The sequence below is a fragment of the Flavobacterium arsenatis genome (assembly GCF_031456785.1).
Lineage (GTDB): Bacteria > Bacteroidota > Bacteroidia > Flavobacteriales > Flavobacteriaceae > Flavobacterium > Flavobacterium arsenatis.
On record NZ_JAVDVI010000015.1, the window covers coordinates 43,151 to 62,052 of the forward strand.

An 18,902-nucleotide genomic window follows, 5' to 3' on the forward strand; every position below is an offset into this window, starting at 1 on the left:
TTCTAAATGTCTCATCAAAATATAAAAGTAGCGTTAATTGGGAATCCCAATACTGGAAAGACTTCGGTTTTTAACCAGCTGACAGGTTTGAACCAACAAGTAGGAAATTATCCGGGAATCACTGTCGAAAGAAAACAGGGTTTCTGCAATTTGCCACTTGGTTTTAAGGCTACGATTTTAGATTTGCCTGGAACTTACAGCTTGAATGCGAGTTCGCTTGACGAAAATGTAGTCATCGAATTGCTGATGAACAAAAACGACAAGGATTTTCCCGATGTTGTGGTGGTGGTCACCGATGTTGAAAACCTAAAACGAAATCTTTTATTGTTTACACAGATAAAAGATTTAGAACTTCCCACAATTTTAGTGATAAACATGTCCGATAGGATGGAACTGAAAGGCATCACGCTCGATATTCCGTATCTCGAAGAACAACTCAAAACCAAAATTGCATTGGTTAGTTCCCGAAAAAAACTCGGAATTGAAAATCTGAAAAAATTAATTGTCGATTATAATAAAGTTTCTACCGAACCTTGTTTGAATGCTTCAAGCATCGATACAGAATATTTTGGAGGGTTAAAAAAAGCTTTCCCGAATCAATTGTTGTATAAATTATGGTTGGTAATTACGCAAGATGTCAATTTTGCAAATCTTGACCGAAAGGCAATCGAGACGCATAATTTTGCCAAAACACCTTCAGAATTAAAACGCTTGCAACAAAAAGAAACCATCAAAAGATATCAGTTTATCAATGATGTATTAAAAGTTGGGAGAACAATCGATACCGAAAATGCGAAGGATTTCCGAAGCAAACTCGACCGTGTTTTGACACACAAATTCTGGGGCTATGTGATTTTTGGTGCAATTTTGCTGTTGATTTTCCAATCCATTTTTGATTGGTCGAGTATCCCTATGGAATTTATAGACGAGAGTTTTGCTTCGTTAAGTTCCGCTACAGCCCAAAATTTACCGGCAGGTGTTTTCACAGATTTACTTTCGCAAGGAATCATCCCTGGAATTGGCGGTATCGTCATTTTCATACCCCAAATTGCCTTCCTTTTTCTCTTTATTTCGCTCTTGGAGGAAAGCGGTTATATGAGCCGTGTTGTTTTCCTGATGGATAAAATCATGAGGCGTTTCGGACTTAGCGGAAAAAGTGTCGTCCCCTTAATTTCAGGAACTGCTTGTGCAATTCCAGCAATTATGGCAACCCGAAACATCGAAAACTGGAAAGAACGATTGATTACGATTTTAGTAACGCCATTCATAACTTGTTCGGCCAGATTGCCCGTTTATTCGATATTGATATCATTGGTAATCCCAAAATCTCGCATCTTCGGAATCTTTAACACACAAGGGTTAACGCTGATGCTGTTGTATCTTCTAGGTTTTGGAGCTGCTATATTTTCTGCTTATATTTTAAATAAAATTCTGAAGATAAAAAACAAGACCTTTTTTGTGGTCGAAATGCCGAATTACAAACTTCCATTGTTTAAAAATGTAGGTTTGAATGTTTTGGAAAAAACAAAAGCTTTTGTTTTTGGAGCCGGAAAAATAATCCTTGCCATTTCTATTATTCTCTGGTTTTTAGCTTCGTATGGACCTGGTCATAATTTTGAATTTGCAGAGAAAATTGTCACCACTTCTCCCGAAAATTCAAACCTTTCTGAAACCGAAATGGAAGATGCAATCGCATCTTATAAAATTGAAAATTCCTATATCGGGATTATGGGAAAAAGCATCGAACCTGTAATCGAACCTTTGGGATATGATTGGAAAATTGGAATCGCCATCATAAGTTCCTTTGCTGCAAGAGAAGTCTTTGTGGGAACGCTTGCAACGATTTACAGTGTTGGAGGAACCGATAACGAAATGACCATAAAAGATAGGATGCAAGCCGAAATTCATCCTCAAACCGGAAAGAAAATTTTTGATTTTGCCACAGGGATTTCGTTGTTGTTGTTTTATGCCTTTGCGATGCAATGTGCGGCAACTTTAGCCATTGTGAAAAAGGAAACAAATTCTTGGAAATGGCCTGCAATTCAGTTGGTTGCCATGAGTATCTTTGCCTATACGGTTGCTTTAATTGCCTATCAAATATTGAAATAGATGAACCATATTCAAGAAATATTAGCGTTTTCAGCCCTTGCAATAGCAGTGGTTTTCCTCATTAAGAAGTTTTTTTGGAAAAAGAAAAAAGCTAAAAATTGTGGCGAAGATAATTGTGGTTGTAATTAACCTAAAGCCACATCCAAACTCATCATCACGACAAAACCTCCAATAAAACCTAGCGTTGCAATATCGGTGTTTTTATCCTGTTGGGTTTCGGGAATCACCTCTTCTACTACTACAAAAATCATCGCACCAGCGGCAAAAGCCAAAGCATAAGGCAAAATTGGAGTGAAAAAAGTTACTGCAACTGCACCAATGACACCTGCAATTGGTTCCACCAAAGCTGAAGATTGACCATACATAAAACTCTTCCAACGGCTCATCCCCATTCTTCGCAACGGCATAGAAACAGCAATTCCTTCAGGAAAATTCTGAATTCCGATACCAATTGCCAAGGTTACAGCTCCCGCAATAGAAGCTTCGGGAATTCCGGCAGCAACACCGCCAAACAAAACTCCAACCGCCAAACCTTCAGGGATATTGTGAAGCGTGATGGCCAAAACCAATAAAGTGGTCCGTTGCCAAGGCGATTTTACACCTTCGGTTTCCTTGAAATTAATATGAAGATGTGGCAAAACTTTATCTAAACTAAACAGAAAAATAGCACCCAATAAAAACCCAACGGCAGCCGGAATTACCTTTACAAATCCTTCGCCTTCACTCATTTCTATGGCGGGTGCCAATAGACTCCAATAACTTGCAGCAACCATCACACCACCAGTAAAACCAAGCATTCCGTCGAGAACTGCACGGTTCATATTCTTAAAAAAGAACACGAAGGATGCTCCAAAAGCAGTCAATCCCCAAGTGAAAAGAGTAGCCAATAAAGCTGCCAAAATCGGGTCTATACTTTCAAAAAATCCAATAATTTGATCGAACATATTAAACTGTTTTTACATAAAGATTACTGGCTATTTTATGAGAAATATTCATTTCATTTCCGTTTACCAAAACGATTAAGGAAGCATCAAAACTTTCTTTTTCCATGATTTCAATGGTTGAACCCAATGCAATTTGCTGTTTGTCAAGGTATTTTAAAAAATTAGAAGAAGAATCTTTAACGCCAACACAAATTGATTTTTGGTTTAATTTTAATTCGGATAATAACTTCTTATCCATCTTCTTGATCTCACCTTTCGCATTCGGAATCGGATCTCCGTGAGGATCTTCTGTTGGAAAGCCTAGAAAAGCATCAAGCTTGTTGATTAATTTTTCGGAATTGATGTGCTCCAATTCTTCGGCAACATCGTGAACCTCATCCCAAGAGAAATCCAATTTTTCTACCAAAAAAACTTCCCAAAGACGGTGTTTTCGCACAATCATTTTGGCTTCAAGCAAACCTTCAGCAGTTAACGAAACACCTTGGTATTTCTGATATTTCACTAGGTTTTTTTCGGCTAACTTCTTGATCATATCCGTTACTGAAGAAGCCTTGCTGTCAATCATCTTGGCAATTGCATTGGTATTTACTCCTTTCTTTTGGAACAAGGATAAATGATAAATCGCCTTCAGGTAATTCTCTTCAGAATAGGTCATTATAATAAAAAATTTAGCTTTACAAATATATATATTTTTTTCATTAAAAAATTATTTTTAGATTTGCCTAAAAATATATTTAAAATAAATGAAAAATATACTCTACATAACTCTAATTTTAATTTCACAAATTGTTAATGCTCAAGATAAAGGAAGTATTTCGGGTATGATTTATGCTGATGAAATTCCAGTTAATGGAGTTGTAGTAAAAATGATTGGAACCTCAAAAACCATCATAACGGACAGTTTGGGTTCTTATAAATTTGAAAATCTAGCATCTGGAAAATATAAAATTCAAGTTTCCTACATCGGAAAAAAAAATATTCAGAAAACAATTTCAATTGTTGAAAATGAAAACTTTATTCTGGATTTTAATTTGGAAGATGATAATAACTCTTTGGATGAAGTCGTGGTCACTGGAACTTTAAAAGCCGTTCGCCGTTCAGAAAGTCCTGTTCCTGTTGAAACCTATTCGCCAGTTTTCTTCAAAAAGAATCCAACGGCAAATATTTTTGAAGCCTTGCAAAATGTAAACGGTGTTCGTCCTCAGCTGAATTGCAATGTTTGCAACACCGGCGACATTCACATTAATGGTCTAGAAGGGCCTTATACTTTAGTTTTGATTGATGGAATGCCAATCGTCAGCGGACTTTCAACGGTTTATGGATTGTCAGGAATTCCGAATTCGCTTTTGGAACGTGTTGAAGTCGTGAAAGGTCCGGCTTCGTCTTTATACGGAAGTGAAGCGGTTGGAGGCCTAATTAATATCATCACTAAAAATCCAAATAGTGCTCCGGTTTTTTCTGCCGATGGTTTTACGACAAGTTGGGGCGAAGCGAATTTGGATTTAGGTTTTAAAGCCAATGTCGGAAAAACGGCTTCGGTTTTAATCGGAACCAATTATTTCAACTACGACAATCCAATTGATAATAATGGTGATAATTTTACCGATGTCACGCTCCAGGAACGTATTTCGGTTTTCCAAAAGTGGAATTTCAACCGAAAAAGCAACAAATTGTTTTCGCTTGCCGGACGTTATTTTTATGAAGATCGTTGGGGTGGCGAAATGCAATGGGAGAAGAAATACCGTGGTGGCGATGAAGTCTATGGCGAAAGCATTTACACCAAACGATATGAATTATTAGGAGCTTATGAACTTCCTGTTGCCGAAAAAATGCTATTCTCTTTTTCTTATACCGATCACGATCAGAATTCAGTTTACGGAAATACAAAATATTTGGCACAGCAAAAAATTGGCTTTGGTCAGCTGACTTGGGATAAGAAACTCAACAACCACGATTTGCTTTTTGGAACCGCCATTCGCTATAATTTTTACAACGATAATACTCCGGCAACAGCAACAACGGATGAAAATTGGATTCCAAGCGTTTTTGTTCAGGACGAAATTAAATTTAATGAAAAACATACTGTTTTGCTTGGAGCGAGATACGATTATAACGACAACCACGGCTCGATTTTTACACCGCGTTTTGCCTATAAATTCAAAGCAACCGACAATGATATTTTTCGCTTGAATGCTGGAACGGGTTTTCGAATCGTGAATCTTTTTACCGAGGAACATGCGGCTTTAACGGGTTCACGCGAAGTTATTGTTCTTGAAAATTTAAAACCTGAACAATCCTATAACGTGAATTTAAATTATCTCAAGAAAATATATTCGGAAAACGGAAACTTTATCGGGATTGAAACTTCGGCTTGGTACACCTATTTTACGAACTCGATTATTCCGGATTATGACACGAATCCGAACCAGATTATCTATAAAAACTTGAATGGATTTGCAGTTACAAAAGGAATAAGTTCGAACATGGATATGGTTTTTCAAAACGGACTGAAACTGATTCTAGGTGCTACTTATATGGATGTTTCCAAAACAGAAGACAACATCAAGACACGCCAGATTTTAACCGAAAAATTCTCGGGAACTTGGGCGATTTCCTATCGTTTGCCAAAATTATTCCTTGATATTGATTACACAGGAAATATTTATGGTCCGATGCGTTTGCCTCTTTTGGGAGAGCTTGACCCAAGAAAGGAATATTCACCAACTTGGAGCATTCAAAATATTCAATTTACCTTTAATAAATTCAATAATTTCGAAATTTATTTGGGTGTAAAAAACCTCTTGAATTGGACACCAAACAAAGGAAATCCGTTTATTATTGCAAGAGCAAACGACCCTTTCGATAAAAATGTGCAATACGATCCAAACGGAAATGCGATGGTAACTCCTGATAATCCTTATGGTTTGACGTTCGATCCGGGATATGTGTATGGTCCAAATCAGGGGATTCGTAGTTTCTTTGGGTTGCGATATACTTTGAAATAATTTTTAAGAAGCGGATTTTTGCTGATGACGCAGATTTCCGCGGATTTTAAAATTAAAAAAACACAAACCAAAATCGGTGAAAATCCTTTAATCTGTGGCAAATGAAAAAGCTTTTAATTTTAGTATTTCTCCTAATTGCAAACCAAAACTTTGCCCAATTAAAAACGCACACTTTCGAAGAAGCCGAAAAACTTTCCATCGAAAATCCAAAACCATTTGTCGTTTTCATTCATACTTCGTGGTGCAAATATTGCAAGATGATGCAAAATTCTACTTTCAAAAACGAGGAAGTCATCAAGCAATTAAACGAAACTTTCTATTTTATTTCCTTTGATGCTGAAGCCAAAAACGACATCACGTTCAACAATCATATCTTCAAATTTAAACCGAAAGGAAACAATTCAGGCATACACGAATTAGCCGAATCACTTTCCAATCAAACCTATCCAACGATTACAATTTTAAATCCTAATTATGATATTTTAGTACAAATCGAATCAATGACAAATGCTCAATACTTGCTTCAAATCCTTGAAAAAATTAATTAAACAACCCTTAAATTTCCTTAATTCCTTAATGGTTTAAAAAAAGAAAACTATTTTTGAAGAATGAAACACTACGATTACATCTTCACCGGAACAGGATTGTCAGCCTTGATGACGGTTTATGAAATGGTCGTTTCAGAACAATTCCAAAAAAAACAAATTCTACTTCTTGATATTGATACCAAAAAAACCAACGACAGAACCTGGTGTTTCTGGGAAGAAGGCAAAGGCGATTGGAAAAAAATAATTTCAGAGGAATGGGATTTAGCACTCTTTGCTAACGAAAAATTCACCCGAGACCTCGATTTGAAACCCTATCAATACAAAATGATCAAGGGAATTGATTTCTACAACAAGGTTTTCAAAAGATTATCTGTCGAAAAAAACATCACCTTTTTAAATCAGGAAATTCTAGGTTTCAGCGAATCTGGCAATAATGTCGTAGTGCAAACCAACGAAGAAAGTTTCTCTTGCAACAAATTATTCAACAGCATCTACAATCCAGAATTGGTGCTGAAGCAAACCAAATATCCGTTGTTGCAACAGCATTTTATCGGGTGGTTCATCAAAAGTGAAGAAGCTGTTTTCAATTCGGCGAAAGCCACATTCATGGATTTTTCGGTAGAACAGCGAGGCAATACCCGATTTATGTATGTTTTGCCAACTTCTTCCACCGAAGCTTTGATTGAATATACGTTATTCTCAAAAGATTTACTCCCGAAAGAAGAATACGAAAACGAAATCCAAAAATACATCCAAAAACTAGGTATTACCAATTACGAAATCATCGAAAAAGAAAAAGGAAATATCCCGATGACGTGTTTCCCCTTTTGGAAAGAAAACAAAAAAAACATCCTCCACATTGGTTCGGCAGGCGGTTGGACAAAAGCCAGTACGGGTTATACCTTTAAAAACACCACCAAAAAAGCAAAAGCATTAGTAGCTTTTCTAAACAAAGAAACCGACTTTCGAAAATTTCATAAACGAGATAAATTCTGGTTCTATGATTTGTTGCTTCTCGATATTTTAGACCAAAAAAACCACCTCGGAAGCACCATTTTTTCCTCAATGTTCAAAAAGGGAAACCCAAGTCTGATCTTCAAATTCCTTGACGAAGAAACTTCTTTCCTCGAAGATTTGCAAGTCATCTGGAAATGCCCAAAATGGCTCTTCATCAAGGCTTTATTTTCCAGAATCGGTCGATTATAGCATCATAACAAATCTTTATGATGGGTTTGAATTTTAAAATTAGAATTCTCATTATCTTTGCATCCAGATTGCAAAATCTAAAATCGTATATCTAAAATCTAAAATTAAAGTTATGTATCCAGAAGAAATGGTAAAACCAATGCGAGCTGAATTAGCCGATGCAGGTTTTGAAGAATTATATAGTGCCGGAGCCGTTGAAAACGCAATTGCAAAGCCAGGAACAACATTAGTAGTCGTGAATTCAGTTTGCGGTTGTGCGGCAAGAAACGCACGTCCGGGAGCAAAAATGAGTTTGGCAGGCGACAAAAAACCAGAACATTTGGTAACGGTTTTCGCCGGAGTAGATAAGGAAGCTGTTGATGCAGCACGCGGGTTCATGTTCCCGTTTCCTCCGTCTTCGCCAAGCATCGCACTTTTCAAGGATGGCGAGTTGGTTCACATGTTGGAGCGTCACCACATCGAGGGTCGCCCTGCAGAACTGATTGCAGAAAATCTTCAAGATGCCTTCAAAGAATTTTGCTAATTCACAGAAAATCAAAATCTAAACCACGTTTCGGCGTGGTTTTTTTATGGACAGAATTTTTATTTAGCCACGAATTACACTAATTTTCACGAATCATTCGTGTGAATTAGTGCAATTCGTAGCTTTTTTCAGAACCACAACTGTCGGCTTTTTTTAATCCATGTTCCCGCCTTTCCTTCCAAATCTTTTTATTTTTTTAAAGAAAAAAAATAAAAAGGATTTTCCCTCCAGTCGGGGGTAGATGAAAAACTTAGGCTTCTTTTAAACTTCAGTATAAATTCCTGTCAATTTTTTTTATTTTTTTAATCTTGAATCAAAAACCATTCTTACAACACCTATAATTTTAATTTTTGTAGCGTCTGGATGATTTGGATTTATTAAATAATTAAATTCTAATGGCACAATGCTACTAGGCACTTTTAAAACGGACGCCTCATTATAATGCACAAAATCATCTCCAATAGTTTGGGTAGTAATAGTTGGCGGTTTTGCATCCCAATCTTGAGGTAAATCTTCCAAATTAACCTCTAGGATAGTACTATCATCTGGGATTTCAATTTCAACATAGTATCGATCATTTGGCAAATCCTCACTTATATCCAAGTGAACCGAAACTTCAAGTGTTGCCAAAGCCCTGCTTTCTGCCGCATACACGATTTTGGTATTCATAGAGTTCCACCTATAACCTTCAGACATAGAAGCCCCAATTCCTGTTAAAGTGGTTTCCAAATAACGCTCTCTTTCAATCCTGAATACTCTCATTAGGCAAGATTTCCGAACTCAATTCGATTTAAAGTAAATTTAACCTCGTTAATTCCTGTAATGGTATCAAGCATGCTTTCTGGAGTATTTCCTCCGATAGATAAATTAGGCTTCTTCAACCAGCGTTGAAATTTTTCTTCTTCATTATTAAAAACTTCTATACCATAATCAATCAGTTCATTAATTAAAATTACTAATTCACTATTTCTACTGTCCAATAATAAATGTTCACTTTTTTTCTTGTTATAGGTCGTTTGAGGAATTCCCATAATTGCCAAAACAGATTTTATGGGATTGTTGAGCCTCTTGCTAATTACTTCGATTGAATCATAAGGAATCCCAGCTCTAATGACACTAACAAGTTCTCGTTTTGTACTCCAATTGTATTCCTTACCATCAGAATTTAAAGTAGATTTTATTTTAATTACTTTACCTGATGCATTCTGAATGCTTCTCTTGGTATTAAACGGTTGTGTTTTTGATTTAATATTTCCCATAATGAAACATATTTACTGTAAATATAAAACAATTTTGCTGTAATAAAAAATATTTGATTGGCTACACATGACAATTGTCATTTCCACCCCATAAAAATTATCCTTACTTTTGCACCGAAAATAATTTCTTTACTTAAAAACGTTTATAGCATGCAACTGTATAACACCTTAAGTGCAGAAGAAAGAGCCGAACTCATTGACCAAGCCGGCAAACAACGCCTTACGTTGTCTTTCTATGCATACGCCAAAATTGAAGACCCTAAAAAATTTAGAGACAACCTTTTCGTAGCTTGGAATGCACTTGATGCACTCGGCCGAATTTATGTTGCCCATGAAGGAATAAATGCTCAAATGAGCGTTCCAGCAGACAACTTTGAAGCCTTTCGCGAAACGCTTGAAGTCTATGATTTTATGAAAGGGATTCGTTTGAATGTTGCCGTAGAACAAGACGACCACTCGTTTTTGAAACTCACCATCAAAGTTCGCGACAAGATTGTAGCCGATGGTTTGAACGACGAAACTTTTGATGTAACCAACAAAGGTGTTCACCTTCGAGCCAAAGATTTCAACAAGATTCTGGAAGACCCCAACACGATTGTGGTAGATTTCAGGAACCATTACGAAAGCGAAATAGGTCATTTCAAAGGAGCAATTACTCCAGATGTGGAAACATTTAGAGAAAGTTTGCCTATCATCAACGAGCAATTAAAGGATTTCAAAGAAGATAAAAACCTCGTGATGTATTGCACAGGAGGAATCCGTTGCGAAAAAGCAAGTGCCTATTTCAAGCACCAAGGTTTCAAGAATGTGTTCCAGCTCGAAGGCGGAATTATTCAATATGCGAAGCAAATAAAGGAAGAAGGTCTGGAAAGCAAATTCATCGGGAAGAACTTTGTTTTTGATAATCGTCTAGGCGAAAGAATTACAGATGATATCGTTTCCCAATGCCACCAATGCGGAAAACCATGTGACAATCATACGAATTGTGCCAACGACGGTTGTCATTTATTATTCATCCAATGCGATGAATGCAAGGCATCGATGGAAAATTGCTGTTCGACAGAATGTCTGGAAGTAACGCATTTGCCTTTGGCGGAACAAGTAAAATTGAGAAGCGGCAAACAAGTCGGGAACAAAGTCTTCAGGAAAGGAAAATCAGAAAAATTGGCTTTTAAACATTCAGGTGAACTCTCGGACCAATCATTGGCTACAGCCAAAAAAGCAATACTTCCTAAAAAAATCAAGAAAGTAATTTTAGGTAAAGCAGAACATTATTACGTGAAAGCACAAGTTGGTCTTTTCTTGATGGAAAACAACGAGTTAAACGTTGGCGATAAAATCCTAATTGCAGGACCTACAACCGGAAATCAGGAATTGATACTCGAAAAAATGTTGGTGAATGATGCGGAAGCCAATACTGCAAAACCTGGTGACAAAGTGACTTTTGCAGTTCCGTTTAGGGTGCGACTTTCGGATAAGATTTATAAGATTTTAGAATAAAACAAAACGCCAAAAAATTTCTGGCGTTTTGTTTAACTTTTAAACTAGTTTCTCGTGTAAACTTCGATTACTTCTTCATCTGTGCCATCTTCGTTAAAATCATAGCTAATTTTTACTTTTAAAGTTGTTGATGAAAGTTCCGTTATTTGTACAGTATCTGATTCTCCATCAGAGGTAACTGTAATAGTGTTGCCAGATCTAGTGTAAGTAAACGGTGCTACATCCTCTTCACAATCCCAAACATCTACACTAGCACCAGTTCCATCGCTGTTAAACTGAATATAATCCTTTCCACATTCCTCGTGATCATCATAAGGAAATGTTTGTCCTGAAATGATGTATTCTTTGTTGTACCATTTTCCAAGCAAATCGCCAGATGTAGTGCTACCTCCATTGTCATCAGAAGAACAAGAAAAAAGCAAAGTTGTAATCAATAATGCAGTAAAAAGTTTAATTTTTTTCATTTTTTTAAGTTTTTAATTCAAGGACAAATATATACAAAGACATTAAAATACAACAATTGATTGCCTCAAATTTTATAAATTTAAAAAAGAATCTACAAAATTTAAAAATTGCTATCTTTACGCACAAAACATATTACGAATTTTAAGTTGTGTTTTCACAACATCTATATAAAATTATGGCCTGTACAAGTTGTTCAACGTCTGATGGTGGTGCACCAAAAGGCTGCGGAAATAAAGGGACTTGCGGCACCGATAGCTGCAACAAATTAACCGTTTTCGATTGGCTCTCCAACATGAATCTTCCTAATGGAGAAGCGCCTTTTGATTGTGTTGAAGTCCGTTTCAAGAACGGACGAAAAGAATTCTACAGAAATACAGAAAAACTGACCTTAAGCATTGGGGATATCATAGCCACCGAAGCTTCTCCTGGTCACGATATTGGGATTGTTACTTTGACTGGTGAGTTGGTGAAAATCCAAATGAAGAAAAAAGGAACAAACCACAAGAATACCGATATTCCTAAAATCTACAGAAAAGCATCTCAAAAAGACATCGATATTTGGTCGAACGCCCGCGATAAGGAAGAACCGATGAAGGTTCGTGCCCGTGAATTGGCCATAGCCCAAAAACTTGAAATGAAGATTTCGGATATTGAATTTCAAGGAGATGGATCAAAGGCAACGTTTTATTATACGGCAAACGACAGGATTGACTTTCGTTTGCTGATTAAGGATTTTGCTAAAGAATTCAGCACCAGAATCGAGATGAAGCAGGTAGGTTTCCGTCAGGAAGCAGCACGTTTGGGCGGTATCGGTTCTTGCGGAAGAGAATTATGCTGTTCTACTTGGCTAACGGATTTCAGAAGCGTGAATACTTCTGCCGCACGTTACCAACAACTATCCTTGAATCCACAAAAATTAGCCGGACAATGCGGAAAATTAAAGTGCTGCTTGAACTATGAGCTGGATACTTATATGGATGCATTGAAGGATTTTCCAGACTTTGAAACCAAATTGGTAACCGAAAAAGGAGATGCCATCTGCCAAAAACAAGATATTTTTAAAGGTTTGATGTGGTTTGCCTACACCAATAATTTCGCCAACTGGCACGTCTTGAAAATCGATCAGGTAAAAGAAATTGTTGCCGAAAACAAACTAAAAAATAAGGTTTCTTCGTTAGAAGATTATGCCATTGAAGATAATATTGCTCCTGAAAAAGATTTCAATAATGCAATGGGTCAGGAAAGCTTAACGCGTTTTGATCAGCCGAAGAAAAAGAAAAGGCCAACTAAAAAACGTAAGCCAGGAGAAAATGCCATTGTGGCAAATGCAAACCGACCAGCAAATCCAAATCCAGGTAAACCTGCCATTACAAACAACGGTGGAAAACCGGCGATTATACCTGGAAATAGGCCAGCAGTTGCAAACGAAAATAAGCCACAAGGTCAAAACAATCCTAGACCAGCCGGTGAAAAAAAGCCTTTTGAAAAAAGAAAGCCAAGGCCAAATCGCCCTCAAGGTGAAAGAAAACCTAACGAACCAAAACCTGATAACAGAATAATTCCGAACAAGAAAGATGAACCTAAAGAGTAGTTTTTTAATTGTTTTAATAGCTATATTTTTATTTTCCTGCGACAAGGAAAGAGTTTTTGACGATTACAAATCTGTTGGAGATGCTTGGAAAAAGGACAGTATCGTAACTTTTTCTTTTGACCAACCGGATACAACGAAGCTTTACAATCTGTTTGTAAATCTTCGCGGAAACGAGAAGTATCAGTTCAGTAACTTGTTTTTGATTGTAGCTTTGGAACAACCCGGAGGCCTAACAAAAATTGACACCTTGCAATATCAAATGACCAATCCAGACGGCACGCTTCTTGGAGAAGGTTTTTCGGACATCAAAGAAAGTAAGCTTTTTTATAAGGAAAAGATGAAGTTTCCTAAACTTGGAAATTATAAAGTACACATCCAACAAGCCGTTCGACAAACCGGAAAAATCACCGGAGTTGAAGAATTGGAAGGAATAACTGAAGTAGGTTTTAGAATAGAATCAATAGAATAAAAGTTATGGCGATTAAAAAAAACAGCAACAAGCCTGTAGAAAAGGATTTTGCTTATTATAAAAAACAATTCTGGAAAATATTTGCAGGAGGTTTAGGAGTAGTTTTTTTAATATTCCTACTAGCCTCTTGGGGAATTTTGGGTTCGATGCCCTCTTTCGAAGACCTTGAAAACCCTGAGTCAAATCTGGCAACAGAAATCATTTCTGCTGATGGAGAAACCATCGGTAAGTTTTACAACGAAAACAGGACATCTGTCAAATACGAAGATTTGCCGAAGCACCTTGTAGATGCTTTGGTTGCCACCGAAGACGAACGTTTTTATGACCATTCTGGAATTGACGGAAGAGGAACGCTGAGAGCCGTTACAAGTTTAGGAACAAGTGGTGGGGCAAGTACGCTTTCGCAACAATTGGCAAAACAATTATTTCATGGTGAAGGATCTAAATTTTTGCCTTTCAGAATCCTTCAAAAAATCAAAGAGTGGATTATTGCCACAAGACTAGAAAGACAATACACTAAAAACGAAATCATTGCAATGTATTTCAATGTATATGATTTCAATAATTATGCAGTAGGAATCCGTTCAGCAGCCAAAACCTATTTCAACAAAGAACCAAAAGACTTGACCATCGATGAATCGGCTATTTTAGTCGGAATGTTCAAAAATTCATCACTTTATAACCCTGTCCGAAATGCTCAAGGTGTAAAAAACCGACGAAATGTGGTTTTAGGGCAAATGGTAAAATCTAAAATCATTACCGAAGCACAGAAAGAAAAATACAGCCAACTTCCAATTACGTTAGATTTCAAATTGCAAACCCACAAGGAAGGAATGGCAACCTATTTCCGTGAATACCTTCGTGAATATATGAAAGCTTGGGTAAAGGAAAACAAAAAACCAGACGGAACGGATTATGATATTTATCGAGATGGTCTAAAAATTTATACGACCATCGACTCCCGAATGCAACGTTATGCAGAGGAAGCGGTTTATGCACACATGGCGAATCTTCAAAAAGAATTTGCCATCGAAAGCAAGAAAAACAAGAATGCCCCTTTCGTAAATATTTCTGAAAAGGAAACAGAAAACCTGATGAATCGTGCCCGAAAAACATCCGAAAGATGGCGAATCATGTCAGCCGAAGGAAAAGATGAAGACGATATTAAAAAATCGTTCACAATAAAAACTAAAATGAAAGTTTTTTCTTGGAATGGCGAAAAAGACACCATTATGACGCCAAATGATTCCATCCGATACTACAAACACTTCCTTCAAAGCGGTATGATGTCTATGGAACCAGCAACCGGAGCCATTAAAGTTTGGGTTGGTGGAATCAACTACAAACACTTCCAATACGATCACGTGCAACAAGGAGCCCGTCAGGTTGGTTCAACGTTCAAGCCGTTCGTTTATGCAACAGCAATCGAACAGCAAGGATATTCGCCTTGCGATTCCATTATCGATGCACCCTACACAATTCCAAAAGGAAAACACCACGTAACCGAAACTTGGACACCAAACAATTCCAACCACGAATACCGTGGAATGGTGACCTTGAAAAAAGCCTTGGCACTTTCAATCAACACCGTTTCGGCTAAATTAATCGACCGAGTTGGCCCAGAAGCCGTAATCGATTTGACAAAAAAATTAGGTGTAAAATCGGATATTCCAGCACAACCCTCAATCGCTCTTGGAGCAGTAGAAATCACCGTTCACGACATGGTTGCCGCTTACAGTACGTTTGCCAACCAAGGCGTTTATGTAAAACCACAAGTTATCGACAGAATTGAAGACAAAAACGGAAATGTATTGTTCCGTTCCGTTCCAGAATCACACGATGTTTTGAACAGGGACATTGCATACGCAGTAATAAAATTATTGGAAGGCGTTACTGAAAGTGGTTCTGGAGCACGATTAAGAACCGATGGCGGAGGTCACGGATACAATCGCGTAACCGGTTATCCTTATGTATTGAGAAATCCAATTGCAGGAAAAACGGGAACTTCACAAAACCAGTCAGACGGGTGGTTTATGGGTATGGTTCCAAACCTTGCAACCGGAGTTTGGGTGGGTAACGAGGACCGTTCGGCACATTTCAAAGGCATTACCTATGGCCAAGGAGCCACAATGGCCTTGCCGATTTTTGGAATGTTTATGAAGAAATGCTACGAAGATAAAACCCTAACCGTATCCAAAGAACCGTTTGAACGACCAAAAAACCTTGCCATAAAAGTAGATTGCTGGGTGCCACAAGTAAAAGACACAACAGCTGTTGATATAGAACAAGATACCGATGAATTTGACTTCTAATTTTTTTTGGAGCTACTTCCCGCTTTCCACTTCAATCTTTTAATTTTTTAAAGGAAAAAATTAAAAGGATTTTCGTTGCAATCGGGGCTAGGGCATTCGGTTTCAAAATAACCTTTTGTTTTTAAACTACTAACCAACTATGATCAATAAAAAAGTAAACAACGTACAAGAAGCACTTCAAGGAATTGAAGATTCAATGACGATAATGCTTGGAGGTTTCGGACTTTCAGGAATTCCAGAAAACAGCATTGCCGAATTGGTAAAGATGAATGTCACCGATTTAACTTGCATATCCAACAATGCAGGTGTAGATGATTTTGGTCTGGGATTGCTTTTGCAGAAAAAACAAATCAAGAAGATGATCTCTTCCTATGTTGGAGAAAACGCCGAATTCGAACGCCAAATGCTTTCAGGCGAACTCGATGTTGAATTGACACCACAAGGAACATTAGCTGAAAAATGCCGTGCCGCACAAGCCGGAATTCCAGCCTTCTTCACTCCAGCAGGCTACGGAACAGAAGTTGCCGAAGGAAAAGAAGCACGCGAATTCAACGGAAAAATGCACATCATGGAAGAAGCCTACAAAGCCGATTTTTCCATCGTAAAAGCGTGGAAAGGCGATGTTGCCGGAAACTTAATCTTCAAAGGAACTGCCAGAAACTTCAACGCTTGTATGGCTGGTGCCGCAAAAATCACCATTGCCGAAGTAGAAGAATTGGTTCCCGTTGGAACACTCGACCCGAATCAAATTCATATTCCTGGAATCATGGTACAACGTATCTTCAAAGGAGAGAAATTTGAAAAACGAATTGAGCAAAGAACCGTGAGAAAAAAATAGTAATTAAAATCCTTTTTTAAGATTTGACAGATACTTAATGCATCTTAATTTCTTAATGGTTAAAAATATATTTTATGTTAACAAAAGAAGACATAGCCAAACGAATTGCGAAAGAAGTAAAAGATAAATACTACGTAAACCTTGGAATCGGGATTCCGACCTTGGTAGCTAATTACGTTCGCGAAGATATTTCTGTTGAATTTCAAAGCGAAAATGGAGTCCTAGGAATGGGACCATTTCCTTTTGAAGGAGAAGAAGACGCCGATGTGATCAATGCTGGAAAACAAACCATTACAACGCTTCCCGGAGCGAGTTTCTTTGATTCTGCCTTCAGTTTCGGAATGATCCGCAGCCAAAAAGTAGATCTTACCATTCTTGGAGCAATGGAAGTTGCCGAAAATGGTGATATTGCCAATTGGAAAATCCCAGGAAAAATGGTAAAAGGAATGGGTGGTGCTATGGATTTGGTGGCTTCCGCCGAAAACATTATTGTCGCCATGATGCACGTCAACAAAGCGGGAGAATCGAAAATTCTTAAAAGATGTACTTTGCCCTTAACAGGAGTTGGCTGTGTGAAAAAAGTAGTAACCGAATTGGCTGTTTTAGAAATTACACCAAAAGGTTTCAAGCTTTTGGAAAGAGCCCCAGGGGTTTCAGTAGAACACATCATCGCTTCAACCGAAGCTGATTTGATTATTGATGGAGATATTCCGGAGATGAATTTGAATTAGAAAGTATAATTACATACTTATAAAAAGCCCAAAAACTCAATTTGAATTTTTGGGCTTTTGCATTAAAGCTTATTGTAGCAATCAATTTCTTCTTTTTTTCAACACAATTTGATAGTATATATATATAATTATCCGCTATATAGAACATATTTATTTTAACAAATGATACAGTTGAACTGTACCATTTGTTAAAGTAGATAAAAATTAACATCTGAAAAGCAATTTTTCCTACATTTAAGAAATTGTTTTAATCCATATAAGATGAATGTTATACTTGCCGATGACCACTCCTTTATTCTTGATAGTTTCAAGACGATAATTATTGAAACTTTGCAAAGCGAACCATTAGAACTTATTGAATGCACTTCCTGCGAAATAACGTTTAATGCTATTCAAGAGATGCTTTCTCAAAACAAATCGTTTGATTTGGCGGTATTGGATTACAGTATGCCTCCCTTTCTTGAACAAAAAATGCTCACGGGAGGGGATTTAGCCTCATATATTAAACAATTTATGCCCAATTGCAAAGTGATCATTATCACTGCAATGATGGATGGAATTACTGTTTTTGAAATTGCCCAAAAAGTTAAACCTGAAGGATTTGTTTTTAAAATTGATTTAGACCCTAATAATTTTCCAATTCTTTTAAATCAAGTAATGTATGGAAAGATATATAAAAGTACAGGTGTTGAAAGAATGTATCGTGAAGGCTGGGAAACAAATGTGTTAGCAGAAGACTACAACCGACAAATTTTATACCACCTTGCTCAAGGCTATATGATAAAAGCCATGAGTGAAAAGATAGGTCTTGGTGAAGGTGCCATCAATAAACGAATTGCTAAAATGAAGAAAGCATTGAACGTTGACAATAACACCACATTGCTTCAAGAAGCTAAAAAAAGAAGCTTTGTATAGTTGAACTATACCTCTCAGTACGGTTAAACTGTATATTTTGTTAAAAGTGAATTTTAAATTTTGATAATTGTTTTAAATGCTACAATTTCACAATGGTTTTAATGCATTAACCAAAAACAATTTAATAATTTTAAAAACAATTTATTATGAAAAAAACAATTTTTTCTCTAGCTTTTATTCTAATTGGTTCGTTTGCTTTTGCAAATGACATTAAATTTGAAGATTTCCCAAAGAATGATTTCCAAGCTACTTCTATTGTACAGAATGAGACAATAAGCTCATTAGAAATTTATGGCTACAAAGTACAATATGTAGATGTTATTGATGAAGAAACGGGAGCTTGCTCGAGTTGGATTACGGTTACATCTTCTTGCGGTAGTGTTTACTATCTATGTGCTGATAATTATAGCAATATGAATCAGCTAATAAAACAAGTCCAATATTTTGATTCTGTGAAGTGCTAATAATGATCTAAAAACCTACACAC

At 37.0% G+C, this 18,902-nt stretch carries 19 protein-coding genes; 14 read left to right on the forward strand and 5 right to left on the reverse strand.

Annotation, left to right across the window (positions count from 1 at the left end; all coding sequences use genetic code 11):
- Positions 1-6 precede the first annotated feature (6 nt).
- Entirely contained in the window at positions 7-2,109 is a 2,103-nt protein-coding gene (gene feoB / locus J2X31_RS15065; RefSeq protein WP_310027764.1) for a ferrous iron transport protein B, read from the forward strand.
- The gene (locus tag J2X31_RS15070; RefSeq protein WP_310027765.1) at positions 2,110-2,238 is read left to right on the forward strand and encodes a FeoB-associated Cys-rich membrane protein; all 129 of its coding nucleotides are present in this window, start codon (positions 2,110-2,112) and stop codon (positions 2,236-2,238) included.
- Here J2X31_RS15070 and J2X31_RS15075 read toward each other — a convergent pair.
- Both J2X31_RS15075 and J2X31_RS15080 read right to left on the reverse strand, forming a co-directional pair.
- Positions 2,235-3,053 (reverse strand): ZIP family metal transporter, encoded by an 819-nt coding sequence (locus J2X31_RS15075; RefSeq protein ID WP_310027766.1) that lies wholly within the window; start codon positions 3,051-3,053, stop codon positions 2,235-2,237. The genes J2X31_RS15070 and J2X31_RS15075 overlap by 4 nt on opposite strands.
- Position 3,054: 1 nt before the next feature.
- Positions 3,055-3,708: a metal-dependent transcriptional regulator gene (locus tag J2X31_RS15080; protein WP_310027767.1), complete on the reverse strand. Its 654-nt coding sequence runs from the start codon at positions 3,706-3,708 to the stop codon at positions 3,055-3,057.
- An 88-nt stretch (positions 3,709-3,796) separates the two neighbouring features.
- On the opposite strand from J2X31_RS15080, the gene J2X31_RS15085 reads away from it, so the two are divergent.
- The 4 genes from J2X31_RS15085 (at position 3,797) to J2X31_RS15100 (ending at position 8,335) form a co-directional block, all read left to right on the forward strand.
- Entirely contained in the window at positions 3,797-6,058 is a 2,262-nt protein-coding gene (locus tag J2X31_RS15085) for a TonB-dependent receptor (RefSeq protein WP_310027768.1), read from the forward strand.
- 101 nt (positions 6,059-6,159) lie between these two features.
- Positions 6,160-6,606: a thioredoxin family protein gene (locus J2X31_RS15090; protein ID WP_310027769.1), complete on the forward strand. Its 447-nt coding sequence runs from the start codon at positions 6,160-6,162 to the stop codon at positions 6,604-6,606.
- Positions 6,607-6,666: 60 nt separating this feature from the next.
- The gene (locus J2X31_RS15095) at positions 6,667-7,812 is read left to right on the forward strand and encodes a lycopene cyclase family protein (RefSeq protein WP_310027771.1); all 1,146 of its coding nucleotides are present in this window, start codon (positions 6,667-6,669) and stop codon (positions 7,810-7,812) included.
- 112 nt (positions 7,813-7,924) lie between these two features.
- Positions 7,925-8,335, forward strand: coding sequence for a BrxA/BrxB family bacilliredoxin (locus J2X31_RS15100; protein ID WP_026703694.1), 411 nt, complete (start codon positions 7,925-7,927; stop codon positions 8,333-8,335).
- Positions 8,336-8,629: 294 nt separating this feature from the next.
- Here the strand turns inward: J2X31_RS15100 and J2X31_RS15105 are convergent, their stop codons facing one another.
- On the reverse strand, positions 8,630-9,097 hold the full coding sequence (locus J2X31_RS15105; protein ID WP_310027773.1) for an RES family NAD+ phosphorylase: 468 nt from the start codon (positions 9,095-9,097) through the stop codon (positions 8,630-8,632).
- Positions 9,097-9,594, reverse strand: a complete 498-nt coding sequence (locus J2X31_RS15110) for an Xre family toxin-antitoxin system antitoxin (RefSeq protein WP_310027775.1) — start codon at positions 9,592-9,594, stop codon at positions 9,097-9,099. Before J2X31_RS15110 ends, J2X31_RS15105 begins: the two co-directional genes overlap by 1 nt.
- Positions 9,595-9,744: 150 nt before the next feature.
- On the opposite strand from J2X31_RS15110, the gene trhO reads away from it, so the two are divergent.
- On the forward strand, positions 9,745-11,094 hold the full coding sequence (trhO, locus tag J2X31_RS15115; protein ID WP_310027777.1) for an oxygen-dependent tRNA uridine(34) hydroxylase TrhO: 1,350 nt from the start codon (positions 9,745-9,747) through the stop codon (positions 11,092-11,094).
- Between the two features lie 44 nt (positions 11,095-11,138).
- On the opposite strand, the gene J2X31_RS15120 is transcribed toward trhO, so the two are convergent.
- On the reverse strand, positions 11,139-11,558 hold the full coding sequence (locus J2X31_RS15120; RefSeq protein WP_310027779.1) for a lipocalin-like domain-containing protein: 420 nt from the start codon (positions 11,556-11,558) through the stop codon (positions 11,139-11,141).
- Positions 11,559-11,734: 176 nt separating this feature from the next.
- Between J2X31_RS15120 and J2X31_RS15125 the strand changes: the two genes are divergently transcribed.
- The 7 genes from J2X31_RS15125 to J2X31_RS15155 all read left to right on the forward strand — a co-directional run bounded on the left by J2X31_RS15125 (position 11,735) and on the right by J2X31_RS15155 (position 18,879).
- The gene (locus J2X31_RS15125) at positions 11,735-13,150 is read left to right on the forward strand and encodes a PSP1 domain-containing protein (RefSeq protein WP_310027780.1); all 1,416 of its coding nucleotides are present in this window, start codon (positions 11,735-11,737) and stop codon (positions 13,148-13,150) included.
- Complete coding sequence (locus tag J2X31_RS15130) at positions 13,134-13,619, forward strand: gliding motility lipoprotein GldH (protein WP_310027781.1); 486 nt, start codon at positions 13,134-13,136, stop codon at positions 13,617-13,619. The genes J2X31_RS15125 and J2X31_RS15130 overlap by 17 nt, the downstream gene beginning before the upstream one ends.
- A gap of 5 nt (positions 13,620-13,624) precedes the next feature.
- Complete coding sequence (locus tag J2X31_RS15135) at positions 13,625-15,931, forward strand: penicillin-binding protein 1A (protein ID WP_310027782.1); 2,307 nt, start codon at positions 13,625-13,627, stop codon at positions 15,929-15,931.
- 139 nt (positions 15,932-16,070) lie between these two features.
- Entirely contained in the window at positions 16,071-16,769 is a 699-nt protein-coding gene (locus J2X31_RS15140) for a CoA transferase subunit A (protein ID WP_310027784.1), read from the forward strand.
- Between the two features lie 74 nt (positions 16,770-16,843).
- Entirely contained in the window at positions 16,844-17,500 is a 657-nt protein-coding gene (locus tag J2X31_RS15145) for a CoA transferase subunit B (RefSeq protein ID WP_310027785.1), read from the forward strand.
- A gap of 261 nt (positions 17,501-17,761) precedes the next feature.
- Positions 17,762-18,415, forward strand: coding sequence for a response regulator (locus tag J2X31_RS15150; RefSeq protein ID WP_310027787.1), 654 nt, complete (start codon positions 17,762-17,764; stop codon positions 18,413-18,415).
- Between the two features lie 146 nt (positions 18,416-18,561).
- Complete coding sequence (locus J2X31_RS15155) at positions 18,562-18,879, forward strand: hypothetical protein (protein ID WP_310027789.1); 318 nt, start codon at positions 18,562-18,564, stop codon at positions 18,877-18,879.
- The last annotated feature ends 23 nt before the right edge of the window (positions 18,880-18,902 follow it).